Source organism: Methanolobus sp. WCC4, from assembly GCF_038022665.1.
Lineage (GTDB): Archaea > Halobacteriota > Methanosarcinia > Methanosarcinales > Methanosarcinaceae > Methanolobus.
Map to the genome: position 1 here is coordinate 859,602 of NZ_CP150629.1, position 16,177 is coordinate 875,778.

Consider the following 16,177-nt stretch of genomic DNA (forward strand, 5'->3'; position numbering starts at 1 on the left):
CGTAAAATTGCGTAAAACGGGTTACTGTGTCACAGATTCTCATGCTGGTATTTGCCACAGTATCCTTCTTCAAGTTCACTGTGAAGGTCAAAGAACAGCAATTGCATGACACGTGCATTCTTTTTCAACCTGAACCCATTGGGGTTGTGAACTACAAGCATTGACTCGCTTCTTCCTCTATATCCTGAATCCCAGACCGCTGTCCCTATATTCGCTCCGCATCTGAGCAGAGTGGACCTTGGTCTTGCAATGGCAGCAAGGTCAAGAGGAATGTTCACTATCTCATTGAATGTGATCTTGTATACTCCCTGATCAAGATGTGCCCAGCCATTCTCATCGAAATCCACAGGTTCAGTTGAAGGTGTCTCTCTTTCACTGTTGTCAAAATCAACTGCACCTGCACTGTTGTACATCTCTATACCTTTGAGTGTCAGTTCGACGCTATTAGGCTGGAGCTGGGTCTCTGTATCTATCGTGTTCTCAACAAGTGGTGTCTCGCAGTTGATCAGTGCTCTGAGCTCATTTCTTGATAGAAGGGTCATGGTTGTAGGTCTTTTTGATCGGATATATTTGTTTGGTATATGTTGTGTCGCAGGGTATTATGTTAGTGTAAACACAAATTATTGTAAACCAATCAGTTTATATGTATTATTGTACATGAGTATTATGGTGAGTTTGGAACGTTTTTCGATCACTCACTTTGATATTGTGTCAAAGAACGAGTTAGGGAATTCGTGAAGAATGATATAAAAAGATAATTTGAAGGAGTGAATGATGTGAGTAGCACGGATATTGTAAAGTACGGAAACAGGCCTGAAATGTTGTTCAAAGTCACTTTAAGCCCCGATGGGACCACTTACCAGAAAGAGATCTCTCTTGTCTTTCCAAAATTCGTAAGTGCCGATATGCCCCATTATAAAGAGGAATATATGGGCCAGGACAGCACTGCTTCCGACAATTGTCAGTGGCATTTCGACGTAGAGGAATGATATCAGTTCCTCTTTTGTTCTTTTTTAGTATTTGTTCTGTATCTGGTATTATTCCTGTTCTGAATTCCCATTTTTTTTATTCCCTGCTTAAAACAACACACCTTATATACTAATTACATTATTTCTAATAAGGGTCAGTTTCCTTCAGGGCAAGTGGGTTGGTCTACTCTCTCTGAATATGTAGTTGTGTTTCATGCTATCGGGATCGGTTCGTATATCCTCTTCATGGGAGCTCAGGGGTTCGTTCAATGGGAAAAGAAATATCGGATAAGGGACAGGCAGACTATTTCTTATTTGATACAGGAAATCCCTATATGTCCCTTTTCAAACACAATAAAGCTGTTATGCTTGTCATCGACCCTGCTACTTTCGACATAGTAGATGCTAACATTTCAGCATGCGATTATTATGGGTGGCCCCTGGAAGAGCTCACAAGTATGAGGATCGATGAGATCAACACTCTTTCCTCAGAGGACATAAGAGCTGAAATGCAAAATGCTGTGAATGAGAAAAGGAACTATTTTCTTTTCAAGCACAAGCTTGCAAGTGGAGATATACGTGATGTGGAGGTGTACAGCAGCCCTGTTGTAGTGAATTCACGTGCTCTTCTTTATTCTATCATACATGATATCACTGAGCGGAAAAAGGCAGAGGATGAACTGAAGGCCCGGGAGATGCAGCTTCGCACCGCGCAGAAGATCGGGCGTATCGGTAGCTGGGCAATTGACATGGATTCCGGGGAAGTGAGCTCATCTGAAGAGGCAAGAAGGATATACGGCTTCGAAGGGGACAGGTTAACGATCGAGGCGATCCAGATGATCCCTCTGCCGGAGTATCGCCCGATGATGGATGAGGCCTTGAAAAGTCTTATTAAAGAGGGAACAACCTATGACATCCAGTTCAGGATAAAAAGACAAAACGACAGTGTCATCCGTGACATCCATTCAGTTGCAGAATATTATGCTGAAAAGAATATGGTCATAGGTACTATTGAGGATATCACTGAACGCAAAAAGGCCAATGATGCACTATTGCATGCAAAGATAATGGCAGAGGCTGCAAACAAGAGCAAGGATGAGTTCCTGGCAGCAATGAGCCATGAGCTACGTACTCCGCTTACCTCTGTTATCGGTTTTTCAGATGTGCTTCTGGACGGTACCTCTGGTGAGCTTGATGAGCGACAGGCCCGCTATGTGAGTCATATCTCTGATGCAGGAAAGCACCTGCTGAAGCTTATAAATGATGTGCTAGATCTCTCAAAGGTGGAAGCCGGTAAAATGGAACTTCTGTATGAGGATTTTTCAGTAGGGCTTGCGATCGATGAGGTTCGAACATTGCTTTTTCCTCTCGCAAAGAGCAAACGTATAGGTATTGGTGTTGAGCTTGATCAGCAGGTCGATACTGTCTATGCAGACCGGACCAAGTTCAAACAGATCCTGTACAATCTGGGAAGCAACGCTATAAAGTTCACTTCAGAAAGGGGTTCTTTGAACATTCATGCGAAATGCCCGGATGGTGTTCTAATTGTCAGTGTACAGGATACTGGTATTGGCATATCTGATCAGGATATCGATAAGCTCTTCAATCCCTTCATTCAACTGGATTCCTATCTCACCAATGATCATAAAGGAACAGGTCTTGGGCTTTCTCTTGTAAAGAAGTTCGTGGAACTCCATGAAGGTAGGATCTGGGTTGAAAGTGAGGTTGGTAAAGGAAGCAAGTTCACTTTCTCGATACCGGTTGGGGATGGTAAGGATAATTAGAAGGTGCAATGTAAGTGTGCAACATTAAAAATTCAGGCTCACCCGGATGAATGTGGGATTCACTATGTATCTGTCATAGTATTGTTGAAAACAACGTCATAAGAGGTAAAATGCATCCTCTTTTTATGCAGGTCAGGCATCTGGTCTGTAAGCCTGCAGTTGCTTTCTCTAAGTGTTATTGGCCGTACTTCTTTTTTAGCACTATGTAGGTTATCAATGCTACGATGATGGTTCCTGCGAATATACTGATAAGTGCCGTTGTAGGCGGCAGGTATGTATATGCAACGATTGCCAGCAGAGTTCCCAAGATAACTGCGGCAGGTATGAGCAAAGAGTTTTTCTTCAGTGTCTTTTCATCGACGATGTCCAGTTGTGCCATTTTCATCCCATTAAAAAGGTTTTACTATCTTTGGTAATATATATTTATTTATATGCTCGGCTTGGGTATATATAGTTTTTCCCTTCTTGCTTAATTGTTGAATAATTGTGATATCAACAAAGGAACCCGGCAACAGCACTAGAATAATGCCAGAGTACTGGTTGTAATATATGCCAGTGTAACATATCTGGCGAACTTTCCCAGAAATACATATATGGAGAAAGTTCTGAAGTCAAGTTTAAGAACACCGCCCGTTGCTGCTATAGCATCTCCTATCAAGGGCATCCATGTGAAGAGCAGTAAAAAGGTGCCGTATTTTGAGAACATGCTATCTGTTCTTTTGAGCTGTTCTTCGGATATCGAGAAGAATCTTTCGATAATATCGGTCCTTCCCCGCAGTCCTACATAATATGTCGTGCAGGATCCCAGATAGTTTCCTACGGAAGCTACCATTATGATCGGGAGTGTGTCAAAACCCTTACTTATAAGTAGAACTACAAAAGCCTCTGATCCAAGGGGCAGTATTGTAGAAGCGAGGAAGCTTGCTATGAAAAGGCCAACATAGGCATGTTCATCTATCAGGCTGGAAAGAATTTCTATCATTTTCAGTAATAATTATTATGTTGTTGTTCATAGTTGCTTTTGAATCCTATCATTGATGGATTATCCTTTGATGAAATATTTATATTAATACGGTCTATATTTGGTAAAAGTACTTATTCACAGATATTTGGTATCAGAACAGATAAAGTCACTCATATATTATGTGTAACCAGATCCACTATATACAAGGTAAATAGGAGCATGCAAAAAAAACCTATGCATTCTGTACTGATCGTTGATGACGATCCTCCAAGTGCCAAACTTCTGGAAACCTTCCTTTCCAGGGATTATATCACTTATGTAGCTGGTACTGGCGAGGAAGCTCTTGACATAATAGGCTCTGAGAAGATCGACCTGGTGCTGCTTGACATAATGATGCCTGGCATGGATGGATATGAGGTGTGCCGCCATATCAAATCTTCCAGGTCGACGCAGTTCATTCAGGTTATAATGATCACTGCCCTTTCGACCAGGGATGATCGTTTGATCGGGCTTGAAGCAGGTGCTGATGAATTCCTGGTAAAACCCGTTGACAGGCTCGAGGTCCTCATACGTGTGCGTGCTTTGTTAAAGAGCAAAGAGCTATATGACCAGCTGGTCTCTGAAAAAGAGACGGCACAGTCATATTTTGATGTTTCGGGCTGTATGATGGTAGCCCTCAATAATGATGGTACAGTGAAGCTTGTGAACAGGAAGTGTTGCGAGGTTCTGGGCTATGAGGAAACCGAGCTCACAGGCAAGAACTGGTTCGATATGATAATCCTTCCTGAGGATAGAGAAGTTGTATCCTCTGTTTTCAGTAATATGATCAATGGAAATGTTGAAGAAGTAGGGGAGTTCGAGAACATTGTCCTCACAAAGAATGGTGAGAAGCGCATCATTCGCTGGAATAATTCTTATCTGGAGGATGTGGACGGGAATATCACGGGAACACTCAGTTCAGGTTCCGATGTGACCGAAGAACGTCTAACGACAATGAAACTGCAAGCTTCGGAAGAGAAGTTCAGGTCATTGTTCGAGAATGCTGCAGATGCCATCCTTATCTTTGATCTTGATTGCAACATCATTGATGCGAATTCAGTTGCAAGTGAAATGCTTGGTTATGATATGGATGAATTGTTGACCATGTCCAGACATGACCTTATAGCCCCTGAGGCTAGTGGTAGCTGCGCTGCCAGACTTACTGATGTAATGGATGGGGAAAGCAGCAGATTCGAGATGGTATACCTGAGAAAGGATGGTATCCGGATCCCGGTTGAGATGGGTGTCAGGATCATCGGGTATAATGGTATGACCTCACTTCTGTGCAATGTGAGGGATATCAGTGAACGTAAACATTCGGAGAGGGTTCTGCAGGAAAGTGAACAAAGATTCCGCCTTCTTGCTGAGAATGCGAATGATGTGATATGGACCCTTGATAAGAGTGGCAGATTCAACTATTGCAGCCCCTCTGTTCTCAAATTACGTGGTTACACGCCTGAAGAAGTGTCTCAGCAGACATTTGATGAGATCTTCCCGGAGGAACATAAGAACACGATAAATGAAGCCATCCAGAGATTCTATGTAAAGCTGGAGGCCGGAGAAGGGCACTATTCTGAGATATTCGAGATTGAGCAATACCACAAAGATGGTCATAAGGTATGGACAGAAACAATTGCGAATCCCGTTTATGATGATGAGGGTAACTTCAAGTTCTTCCTTGGTGTTTCAAGGGATATAACTGAGAGGAAGAATGCAGAAGAGGAGATATCTCAATATGCAAATGAACTGGCAAGGAAGAACGAGGAACTTAAAACCCTTGAAAGGATGAAGGATGAGTTCATTTCCAACCTGAGCCATGAGATAAAGACGCCCCTTATATCCATAAAGGGTTACAGTGAACTGTTATACGATGAAGCTCTGGGTCCGGTTAACATCAGGCAGAAAAAAGCCCTTAAGACTGTACTGGATAAATATGATCACCTGAGCTTCCTTATGGATTCACTGATCTATATGAGCATCGTGAAATCAGGGAAAGTACACTATAGACTTGATCCTACCCGAATAGTGGATAGTCTGAACAAGGTAATGGATTATTTTAAGGTCCGCTCTCAGGATAAGGCTCTCATGCTTCTGCTGGACGTTGAAGATGGTCTTCCTCTGGTCCAGGCTGATGTGGAATATCTGCCATATCTGTTCAGGGCGATAATCGATAATGCCATCAAGTTCAGTGAAGATGGTTCAAAGATAATTATACGCGCATTCAAGGACGAAGACAATGTCCATATCACTGTAACGGACTTTGGAATAGGTATTCCTGAAAAGGAGATCCCGCATATCTTCGGGCGTTTCTATCAGATAGATGGTTCCATCTCAAGAAGATATGGTGGCAGCGGTCTTGGACTGTATGTCAGTAAGACCATAGCTGAGATCCATAACGGGGATATCTGGGTCGAGAGCGATGAAGGTAAGGGAACCACGGTTCATGTCAGGTTCCCTGTATACAGGTCATAACCCGCTTCAATATTCTGTTTCCACAGAATATGTTATCTTTTTCTCACCGTCTGCCGGTACTTCAACTTTAAATTCAACAGTTGATGAGTCGATTTCGGTGAAGCTATCTGATGAACTTAATATCTCCCATTCTCCGCGGAATGTTTCTATCACATTGATCTCTACATCCTCTTCCTTGTGGTTCTTCAGTTCAATAACAAAAGTTCGTTTCTCCGAGGTATCTCCTGTTCTTTTGTAATAGCTCTGTCTCCTGTCTCCGGTGATATCAAATGCATTTCCCACCAGTATCTCCACTTCTTCATCTTTTGGTGTGTGGTCTATCTCATCTTCTCCCAGGAATTGAAGCTGGCCCTGAGAATCTGATTTGTACACCCTGACAACTCCTTTTGGAAGGGGTGTACCAAGATCATTCTTTTCTGAATTGTTGATCTCAAGCATAACTTTGATCTTATCATCGTTTTCAAACACATACTTCTTTTTCACCAGAATTTCATCAGATGACAGCAGGGATATTTGTTTGATCTCATTGTTATTCAGTGTCGTGGTTCTTTCCAGTGTGTACAGGTGATAGTCAAAAAGTGACTCCTCAGCTACTGAGATGTCTGTAAAGAAACCTGCAAAAGTTGCAACTTCCATGGATTCATATCCATCATATATATTGTAGGATGGCTGACTGACCTGATTTACATCTCCTGCAACCAGTTTCAATTTCGCGTTCTCAAAAGTCGTTCCTGCCTTATTGTCAATAGTGACCCATCCATCCAGATCTGCCTCTGTATCATCTTCATTTATTCTGACAATGTAGTTTGCTTTCCAGTTGATGCCATCTGTAAGATAGGTGGTGAGTACATCCCTCTTCCCGCTAACAGGGGAGTATACCTGCCATACGAGGGTCGGTTTTGTGAGTAGTCCGGCAGCATTCGGATATTCGATCTTTGAAACCTCAGAGAGTGTGACAATTCCATCACCGGTCTTAAGGACAATGCTTTCCGAATGGCTGAGCAGTTTTCCGGTATATGTGATCCCTTCCATATCGGTGACTATTATTTCTTCATCCAGGTATTTGTCCAGAAGCTTGCTGCTACTGACCAGATCATACTGGTAGTTCTGTTCAATGACAAAAGTCTCCGGGTTCTCGGTATCTTCGAAAGTCACGGATGTGGCATCTATGCCTGAAGCGACATCCACGAACTCGACCAGGTTAATTCCTTCTCTAAGGTCTATGTTCCTCTTATCTTTTACAAGGGCAATATTCTGGTTGTATACGGTAAGTTCCGTATCCTCACTCATTTCGCCTGCAGACGCTATTTCAAAGAACGATGCTACTGAGTTTGCCTTTGTTGCGACCGTTGAATGTGATATGTAGTTGATATCATCATCGTATGAAGTCTCTGTTCCGGTTTGCAGGAACGTACCTGCTGCGGTGACAAGTAATATAAGCGCAGCTATGTAAATTAGTTTCTTTAAAACCATAATTTAGAAAAGAAGTACTTCTTATTAATAAATTTTGATTCAATTAAAATAAGTATAGGGATTTAACTTCTGAAAAGGACTTTATATCTCGAGTCCAATCCTTCCTTCATGTATGCCGAAGATGTAGTCTCCCGTCTCCGGGAACTGTACCCCCGGGGTTATTTCCACATCAATAAGGACCCTTTCTATCTTTTGATATCGACTGTTCTGTCCCAGCGCACCCGTGATGAGGTGACGATACCAACGACACAGAAGCTTTTCAGTGTTTTCGGCACGGTTCAGGAGATGGCAGAGGCAGACGTGGATGAGATACAGGAACTGATAAGGGAGGTTGGTTTCTACAGGGTGAAGGCTCAGCGTATCATCGATATTTCCCGTATTATCCTTCAGGATTACGATGGTGTCGTTCCGGATAGTATGGATGAACTTCTGAAGCTTCCGGGAGTTGGCAGAAAGACCGCAAACTGTGTACTGGGGTATGGCTTTGAGCAGGATGTGATCGCGGTGGATACTCATGTACACAGGATATCAAATCGTATGGGCCTTGTTGAGACATCAGAGCCGGACGAGACCGAGAAGGAGCTTGAGAAAGTGCTCTCAAAAGAGGACTGGAAGGACATTAACGGTCTTATGGTCCTGTTCGGTCAGAATGTCTGCAGGCCGGTTGGTCCTAAGTGTGATGAGTGTATCATGGATGATATCTGTCCTAAGATCATCTGACTATCATCAAACTAAAAATGAGAGTTTCAACAAACTATTTATTGATATATTCTATATAAAGCAGAAATCTCGTGAACCATGCCATAACTCTAATATATAAAGCGCTGGTTTTGCACGAGAGTCGATAAATTTCATAGTTATAAATAGTATAATTGCTTAATTTAAACACTATAGGCAATTACGAACTACAGAATTTATTTATCCAGTATATATATACGAGTGAGAATCATGTTATTGATCGGAGAAGCATTAATTGGCGAGGCACCAGAACTCGCACACGTTGACCTTATGATCGGAAACAAGGACGGTCCTGTAGGTCAGGCATTCGCAAATGGTTTAACACAGCTTTCAGCAGGTCACACACCTCTGCTGTCAGTCATCCGTCCAAACCTTCCTGCAAAACCTGCAACACTTATCGTGCCAAAGGTAACAGTGAAGAACATGGACCAGGCATCACAGATATTCGGTCCTGCACAGGCTGCTGTTGCAAAGGCTGTTGCAGATGCTCTTGAAGAAGGCGCATTCGGTGACCTCGATGTTGATGATATCGTTGTTGTTGCAAGTGTCTTCATCCACCCTGAGGCAACAGACTACAACAGAATCTACAGATACAACTACGGAGCTACAAAATTGGCAGTTAAGCGCGCAGTAGACGGCTTCCCTGATATTGACACAGTACTTAAGGAGAAGGACAGAATGGGTCACGCTATCATGGGATTCAAGGTATCCAGACTCTGGAACCCACCATACCTTCAGGTTGCACTTGACAATCCAAACCTTCCTGTCATCCAGAACATCGTCAGCCAGATCCCTAAGAGCGACCACGTTATCCTTGAAGCTGGTACACCACTTATCAAGCGTTATGGTGTCGACGTTGTCACCAAGCTCAGGGAGATCCGCCCTGATGCATTCATAGTTGCTGACCTTAAGACCCTTGACACAGGAAACCTCGAGGCACGTATGGTAGCAGATGCAACCGCAGACGCAATCGTCGTCTCCGCACTTGCACCTATCGCAACCCTTGACAAGGCTATCGAGGAAGCACACAAGACAGGTATCTATGCTATCATGGACACACTCAACTGTGACGACCCTGTAGCAGTTCTCAAGCAGCTCAAGGTACTTCCAGATGTAGTTGAACTCCACCGTGGAATCGACATCGAGGAAACAGAGCACGCATGGGGCAACATCGACGACATCAAGGCACTCTCACCAAAGCTTCTGGTGGCAGTCGCTGGTGGTGTACGTATCGACACTATGCCAGCTGCACTTAAGGCAGGCGCAGATGTCCTTGTAGTTGGAAGAGCTATCACCAACGCAAAGGATGTAAGGCAGGTCGCAGAGAAATTCATTGAAGGTCTTAACAACCCTGAGATCGACCAGTTCAGAGTTATGACCGACTTCTAAGCGTGTGGAATTTCCACACTCTTATCTTCTTTTTTCTTAAATTCTAATTTAGTTTTTGACTTTTCTTGTTCTTCTTTCTGCTTTCCTTATGCTTTTATATTTATAGTTGGAGTTACATCTCTATTGCTGCGTACAAGATGCGCATACTGATATTCATATGATCATTGGAGAGATTTAATTGAGTTCTACACTAATTGTCCTTAACCTCAAAACATACCTTGAGGGCACAGGCGAAGGCGCCGTAAAGGTTGCACAGGCATGTAAAGAAGTTGCAGATGACAGCGGAATTGAAATTGGTGTTGCACCACAGTTCTGTGATATATACCGCGTTGCATCACAGGTTGACCTGCCTGTATACTCACAGAGTCTTGACCCGGTAGGGGCAGGCAGTTTTACAGGACATGCATTCGTCCAGTCCATCAAAGACGCAGGCGCAGTTGGAACCCTTATCAACCACTCCGAATGCCGTCTCACACTCGCGAATATCGATGCATCCATCACAACTGCAAAGGACGCAGCTCTCAAAACAATAGTCTGCACCAACAACGTTGCAACTTCAGCAGCAGCAGCAGCACTAGGCCCTGATTACGTTGCAGTTGAACCACCAGAGCTTATTGGCTCCGGCATCCCAGTCTCAAAAGCAGACCCTGGGGTAGTCACAGGTTCAGTTGATGCAGTAAAAAGGATTAACCCTGCAGTACAGGTTCTCTGTGGAGCAGGAATCTCAAAAGGTGAGGACCTTGCAGCAGCTCTTGAACTTGGTTCAGTTGGCGTTCTGCTGGCATCAGGTATCGTGAAGGCTGCTGATCCAAAGGCTGCACTTGAAGACCTTGTGAGCAAGGTGTGACTTTAACGTCACGCATTTTTCTCTGATTTCACTCTTTTTTATTATTTTGTATTATCAAAAGATAATATCTAAATAAAAACTTTTTTTTATATTGTCTGCATATACTGTTTGGATGTTGTTCGCAGACTAACCGGTATTGCGGGCAAATTTCGTGAAACACTAAATGTATATTTTCATTGATGGGTAACCAAAGGTGGGTTAAGTGGCATTAGAAGATGAATTGATTAAGATAAAAGAAAGCACAGTTGAAGAATTAAATGATGTTCTCTTACAAAAAATAGATGACTCTCTTATCGATGAGTATCCCGCAACAGGGATGCATCAATTCTATGCTGAATCATTTGAATACAAAGATTATGGGTACAATATTGCAATTAACATGTTTTTTAATATGGAAAAGTTTGGTGAAGTGTGTTGTTGTAAAGATTCATTGTTTTTGGGTGTAACTCCATGTCAGGATTCAGTAGTCCTTTGTGATGAAGCAAGGAAGTGGTCTAAGAATTATAGTTTCCTTTGTTTTTCGCAGCATATTGGAAAAAATAATGTCAATGATGTGATTTTGGATGTACAGTCGAAGGTTAGGGATCAAGTTAATTCTCTGTTAAAAATGCAGAAATCTACTGCCCTTGAAATGCATAGAGTACGGTGACACTTTTTACGTGATATATTATGCCAACTATAAAACAGTTAACAGATAAAGGCGATATCATAAGCATTGTACGCATACTTCGTAGTTCAAATAATCCTAAAACTCAATTAGAATCTCTAAAAGCAATATCAGTATTAGCTAAAAAAGGAATTGTTGACAACACTGTTATTGATAGGATAAATGAAATTTTATCTAATGCTAATAAAAATATATGTATTCAGGCTGCATTTGCAATTGGAGATATGGCGGAAAAAGGTGCTTACAAAGAAGAATCTCTACAACCTTTAATTGATTTATCATTTGGACACGATTCAAATATTCGTTGGAGTACAACATTTGCATTAAAGACACTTATTAAATGTGGTATTTTTGCAGAAGATGCGACTAACTTCTTTTCAGAAAAATTACATGATAGATTTGATAAAGTATCATATAATGCTGCTTTTGCTATTGGTCACCTTGCAGAATGGGGAATGGTTGATAAATCAACTATTTCGCAACTTATTGCTTTATTGTCCGATAAAAATGTTGTTTGCCGTAAAGCTGCTGCTTTTTCATTAAGAAATCTTGCAATAAAAGATATTTATGATTCAACTTCTGATTCCGTTGAATTAAAGTCTTTGAAAAAAGTCTTGGATGATTCAGATCGGAGTACAAGAATCTATGCTTCTGAAACAATTGAATTGTTGAAAAAGAAGGGTGTATGTGATTCTGTTAATGGCAAAGATAGCAACAGGGATGTAAACGTAAAAGTTGTTGCTTCTGATGGAAACACCATTAACATCCGATAATTGATGTTCTAACATTGCGCAAAACGTTTGTCTTATTCATTATCCACGAATACTACACCCAATACCCTTCAGTTGCCTCTCCACTTCCTGATGCACTTTCTCAGCCTCAACATCACCCATGATCATTACACGGAATGTAACACTCAGTCTTTCAGTTCCTTCAACACCCTCATACCTGTCAATGATCTCAATTGAAACGATATCATCATTACAGGAAACAAGCTCCATGATTACATCTGCATTAGCTCCTTCAGGTATCAGCACCGATATATCCCTCAGGTGATGCTCAAAGTTCTCGAGCTTCCACTCATGCAGTTCCTCTTCATCTAAAAGATAGATGTTCTCGATCTTGAGAGGTATCATCCTGCTTCCACCATCCAGAACGACATCTCTTGGGCTTACCTTCTCGACAATTCCTGTGTGCACTACACCTGAGTAGATATGTTTGACACCGATCTCCTGACCTATGGAAGCCAGCAATTTTTCAAACTCAGCGATCTTTGAGTTTATGAGCTTGTCAGAGCGGCGAAGTGCTGATGAAGTATCTCCAAAATGTACTGCTGCCTCTCTCATTTTGTTGGTGAAGGCTTCTACGTCCTTTTTTCTGACGATGGAAGACATCTCACTGCATTGCTGCATGAAAGCATCGTGAACTTTGAGCACTTCCAGATTCTCCATCTGGATGTAGGCGTAGAGGTATGGGTTCTGTCCGATTATCCTGCCGACAAAATCAAGCATGATATCGTAGACCGGGCTCATGAACCTTCTTGATTCGTTCACGCTGAAATCAAGGGCATCAAAGGTGGTTCCTATGGTGATGTATGCGAAGTGTGTCAGTCCCTGAACAACGGAAACGAACCTGTCATGCTCTGCGGGGGTAATCACTTCGATGTGTGCACCGTTGTCCTCAAAAAGTGAGCGCATGACCGGGAACCACTTATCGCAGCGTCCATTGATGGGTGTTAGAATGAATATCTGTCCATGCAGACTTGGTATGGATGGTCCGAACATAGGGTGAGTACCGAGTATCTCCACATCTTTGGGAGCGTACTTCTTCATGGCCTCGGTGGGTCCGACCTTAAGTGACGTGAAATCCATAAGAAGGCTTCCACTCTTCATCTTAGGTGCTGTCTCACTGATGACCCTCTCGGTTATATTGATGGGTACTGTTACGATAACAATGTCGCTGGTGCTAATTGCAGCATCAAGGTCACTGGCGAACTCAACTCCCATTCGCTCAGCAACTTCAACTTTCCCGCTGCTGCCCCAGACAACGACCTCGTAATCGTGGTTCTTAAAAAAAGGAGTGAACCACTGTCCCATTTCGCCGGTACCGCCTATGATGAGGACCTTCAAACTCAAAAGCCCTCCAGTACAGCTTGTTTCATAACTTCAATAGGTGGTTCGACACCTGTCCATATCTTAAATGCCTCTGCACCCTGATAGACAAGCATCATCTCACCGGTGACCGCTTTAGCACCGGCTTTCTTTGCTTCTTTTAAGAGGGTGGTTTCCAGAGGGTTGTACACTATATCGAATACAGTAAGGTCAGAGTGCATGTCCTCTGCTGTTGCTATCGTTCCCTCGGTCTTCGGATGCATTCCGAGGGTTGTGCAGTTGATGAGTATGTCACTGTCAGCTATCAGTTCCTTCATGTTGTCAAGTCCGCAACCTCTGGCACTGCCAACTGCCGACACACCGGCTGCAAGCTCGATAGCTTTCTCTTCGGTCCTGTTGGCTATGGTGATGTCCGCTCCATCCTTTGCAAACTGGAATGCGATAGCTCTTGAAGCTCCACCTGCACCTACTATCAGTACATTGGAGTCCTTTATCTTCACTCCTTTTTCCTCAAGGCTGCGTTTAGCACCAAGTCCATCGGTATTGTAACCGACCATTCCATCCTTGAAGTCCACAGTATTCACTGCACCGATACCTTCTGCAAGCGGGTCAGCATTCACTATCTTCAGTGCTTCCTGTTTCAGCGGGACTGTGAGGTTCACACCGCCAAAACCCATTGCTTTTGCTCCAAGGAGTGCATCCTTCAGGTTCTCAGGGCTGACCCTGAATGCATGGTATGTGCATTCCATATCAAGTTCCCTGAAAGCTGCATTATGCATGTCAGGGGACTTTGAATGTGCTATAGGGTCGCCGAATACGCCGAAAACTGTTCTCAAAAGAGTATCTCCAGAGCTGATTTCAATTCATGTATCTTGATCTGCCCGGGTGCAACAGCCTGTGCTATTGCTCCGTATGTGAGGCGTGAACCGTAACATGGTGCAACAATTCTGCTGTGCTTGCCGACCTCGCCCATTGCAATGGTGCATACTGGTTTTTCCATGTCAGCGGTTGCCTGTAACACATCCAGTACGTCCTGTTTTGAGCTTGCCATAACTGCAAGTTTCGCAATATCGCCACCAGCTTCGTGTGCATTGTTGAGAATCGTCTTCATTTCATCAACAGAAGGCGTTTCGTTGAAGTCATGAGCAGACACAATGACAGTCACTCCTGCCGCCTTTGCAGCTTCGATGACCTTGTTTCGCTGCTCTGCATCTGCACTGAGCTCTATATCCACGGCTTCCACAAAGGGCATGAGATCGATCAGAAGTTTGATCCTATCCTCTTCAGAACCTTCCCACCTACCACCATCAGATTGTAATCTATTGGTTGCAATACATGGGAGGTTGGTGTTCGCTTTGATCCTGTCAATGGTCTTCTTAGCTTCTTCAAGGTCTGAAAAATTGAGAAGATCAAGTCTCAGTTCAAGGACGTTTGCACCCAGCCAGTTTGCAGCTTTGGCATTCTCGGCGGGGTCATCGTCTATCACTGAAACGATCGCAGGTCGCACGTCAAGGTCGAAGTTACCTATCTTAACCATAAGCAGCTCTCCGCTTACTTCTCGATAATGGTCTCTTCGATCTTCATTCCGAAGTGACGACCGATGTCCTCTGAGTAGACAAGTATCTCGTCGCCGACCTTTACATCGGTCACTGCTATTGGTTCCTTGTCCTTTGTGACGAGCTTGATGGTCTCTGCGTTCTGCAGTATGTTCTTGATGATCTTGCCGTCAAGTTCAGCTTCCACAAGGATGAGAGGTCTTCTTTCGATCTTTACCCGACCGACAACACCAGTTCTCTGCTTACCGTCACCGTCAACTATTGTGACCTGGTCACCGGCTTTGAGCTCGGAAAGGTAGCGTGTCTTCTCTCCTACCTTGATGTAAGCGTGTACTGCACCTGCGTTAACTCTGAACGGACGGGATGCGACGTATGGACTTTCCTCTGATTCTGAGTGCACAAGGAACATTCCGTTAGCCTGCGAACCTACAAGCATTCCTTCGCCTTTTACCATAAGGTTGCATGTGTCCACACAGACCCTGTCGCCCATGCCGATGGATTCGACATTTGTAACTACGGCTGTCTTTATGTCAAGACTGCCGACGCCTGCACTTTCTGCGACCTCTGCGGTCTTCTTGATCTGGCTCAGATCCTTTGTGTCAAGCATTACACCATCTGTGCCGTGTTCCATTGTCTCGAATGCAAGCTTTGCCTGCTCTGATGTCTGGACACCGGAAAAGAGCTTTACATCCTTCTTCTGAAGTCCTGCGATCAGGTTCTCCAGAGGAATGACCTGCCAGTCTGTTCCTATGGTAATAAGGTAATCACAGATGCTTCCCATCTCTGCTGCGAAGTTCTCGTAGTCCTTGTTACGGATGATCACATAGGCTGCGACCTTGAGGCCCTGCTCCTTCAGGCGAAGTGCTGTCATCACATCAAGGGAACCGCTGTAATCTGGTGGTAATGGTTTTGTACCGTCGCCTTCTCCGCCTTTTCCGACAACTATGATGTCCGCTCCTTCCACATCGGCAGATGCAAAGGCAGCTACTTTGACATTTCCAAGCTCTTTCACCTTATCGACATCGGCTCCATCCACCAGTATGGCATCGACTCCAGATTCCATTCCGGTTGTAATTACAGCCTTACGTTCATCCCAGTTGCCTTCATCGGCCTTTATCCATATCATCTTATTATTCATATGAGCACGTCCGCAAGCACAGAGGACCATC

General features: G+C 43.6%; 16 protein-coding genes. 8 read left to right on the top strand and 8 right to left on the bottom strand.

The window, feature by feature from the left end; genetic code table 11:
* Nucleotides 1-29: 29 nt before the first annotated feature.
* Nucleotides 30-542, bottom strand: a complete 513-nt coding sequence (locus V7O63_RS04315; RefSeq protein ID WP_340820284.1) for a deoxyuridine 5'-triphosphate nucleotidohydrolase — start codon at nt 540-542, stop codon at nt 30-32.
* Between the two features lie 234 nt (nt 543-776).
* On the opposite strand from V7O63_RS04315, the gene V7O63_RS04320 reads away from it, so the two are divergent.
* The gene (locus V7O63_RS04320; protein WP_340820285.1) at nt 777-989 is read left to right on the top strand and encodes a hypothetical protein; all 213 of its coding nucleotides are present in this window, start codon (nt 777-779) and stop codon (nt 987-989) included.
* 248 nt (nt 990-1,237) lie between these two features.
* Nucleotides 1,238-2,752 carry a PAS domain-containing sensor histidine kinase gene (locus tag V7O63_RS04325; RefSeq protein WP_340820286.1) on the top strand — a complete coding sequence of 505 codons (1,515 nt, stop codon included), beginning with the start codon at nt 1,238-1,240 and terminating at the stop codon, nt 2,750-2,752.
* Nucleotides 2,753-2,927: 175 nt separating this feature from the next.
* Here V7O63_RS04325 and V7O63_RS04330 read toward each other — a convergent pair whose 3' ends face one another.
* A complete protein-coding gene (locus V7O63_RS04330) occupies nt 2,928-3,131 on the bottom strand; it encodes a hypothetical protein (RefSeq protein WP_340820287.1) in 204 nt (67 codons plus the stop codon).
* 138 nt (nt 3,132-3,269) lie between these two features.
* The gene (locus tag V7O63_RS04335; protein ID WP_340820288.1) at nt 3,270-3,734 is read right to left on the bottom strand and encodes a YqaA family protein; all 465 of its coding nucleotides are present in this window, start codon (nt 3,732-3,734) and stop codon (nt 3,270-3,272) included.
* A gap of 201 nt (nt 3,735-3,935) precedes the next feature.
* Between V7O63_RS04335 and V7O63_RS04340 the strand changes: the two genes are divergently transcribed.
* Nucleotides 3,936-6,227 carry a PAS domain S-box protein gene (locus V7O63_RS04340; protein ID WP_340820289.1) on the top strand — a complete coding sequence of 764 codons (2,292 nt, stop codon included), beginning with the start codon at nt 3,936-3,938 and terminating at the stop codon, nt 6,225-6,227.
* 6 nt (nt 6,228-6,233) lie between these two features.
* Here the strand turns inward: V7O63_RS04340 and V7O63_RS04345 are convergent, their stop codons facing one another.
* Entirely contained in the window at nt 6,234-7,700 is a 1,467-nt protein-coding gene (locus V7O63_RS04345; RefSeq protein ID WP_340820290.1) for a DUF4139 domain-containing protein, read from the bottom strand.
* A 108-nt stretch (nt 7,701-7,808) separates the two neighbouring features.
* Between V7O63_RS04345 and nth the strand changes: the two genes are divergently transcribed.
* The 5 genes from nth (at nt 7,809) to V7O63_RS04370 (ending at nt 12,114) form a co-directional block, all read left to right on the top strand.
* Complete coding sequence (nth, locus tag V7O63_RS04350) at nt 7,809-8,420, top strand: endonuclease III (RefSeq protein ID WP_340820291.1); 612 nt, start codon at nt 7,809-7,811, stop codon at nt 8,418-8,420.
* A 228-nt stretch (nt 8,421-8,648) separates the two neighbouring features.
* Nucleotides 8,649-9,827: a bifunctional 5,6,7,8-tetrahydromethanopterin hydro-lyase/3-hexulose-6-phosphate synthase gene (locus V7O63_RS04355; RefSeq protein WP_340820292.1), complete on the top strand. Its 1,179-nt coding sequence runs from the start codon at nt 8,649-8,651 to the stop codon at nt 9,825-9,827.
* Nucleotides 9,828-10,005: 178 nt separating this feature from the next.
* Nucleotides 10,006-10,674 carry a triose-phosphate isomerase gene (gene tpiA, locus V7O63_RS04360; RefSeq protein WP_340820293.1) on the top strand — a complete coding sequence of 223 codons (669 nt, stop codon included), beginning with the start codon at nt 10,006-10,008 and terminating at the stop codon, nt 10,672-10,674.
* Between the two features lie 202 nt (nt 10,675-10,876).
* Entirely contained in the window at nt 10,877-11,323 is a 447-nt protein-coding gene (locus V7O63_RS04365; protein WP_340820294.1) for a hypothetical protein, read from the top strand.
* Between the two features lie 20 nt (nt 11,324-11,343).
* Nucleotides 11,344-12,114 (top strand): HEAT repeat domain-containing protein, encoded by a 771-nt coding sequence (locus V7O63_RS04370; RefSeq protein ID WP_340820295.1) that lies wholly within the window; start codon nt 11,344-11,346, stop codon nt 12,112-12,114.
* A gap of 39 nt (nt 12,115-12,153) precedes the next feature.
* Here V7O63_RS04370 and V7O63_RS04375 read toward each other — a convergent pair whose 3' ends face one another.
* The 4 genes from V7O63_RS04375 to V7O63_RS04390 are packed head-to-tail and all read right to left on the bottom strand — an operon-like array spanning nt 12,154 to nt 16,146.
* Complete coding sequence (locus V7O63_RS04375; protein WP_340820790.1) at nt 12,154-13,470, bottom strand: prephenate dehydrogenase; 1,317 nt, start codon at nt 13,468-13,470, stop codon at nt 12,154-12,156.
* Between the two features lie 2 nt (nt 13,471-13,472).
* A complete protein-coding gene (gene aroE, locus V7O63_RS04380) occupies nt 13,473-14,288 on the bottom strand; it encodes a shikimate dehydrogenase (protein ID WP_340820296.1) in 816 nt (271 codons plus the stop codon).
* Nucleotides 14,285-14,989 carry a type I 3-dehydroquinate dehydratase gene (aroD, locus tag V7O63_RS04385; RefSeq protein ID WP_340820297.1) on the bottom strand — a complete coding sequence of 235 codons (705 nt, stop codon included), beginning with the start codon at nt 14,987-14,989 and terminating at the stop codon, nt 14,285-14,287. Before aroD ends, aroE begins: the two co-directional genes overlap by 4 nt.
* A gap of 14 nt (nt 14,990-15,003) precedes the next feature.
* Nucleotides 15,004-16,146 carry a 3-dehydroquinate synthase II gene (locus tag V7O63_RS04390; protein WP_340820298.1) on the bottom strand — a complete coding sequence of 381 codons (1,143 nt, stop codon included), beginning with the start codon at nt 16,144-16,146 and terminating at the stop codon, nt 15,004-15,006.
* Nucleotides 16,147-16,177: the final 31 nt, after the last annotated feature.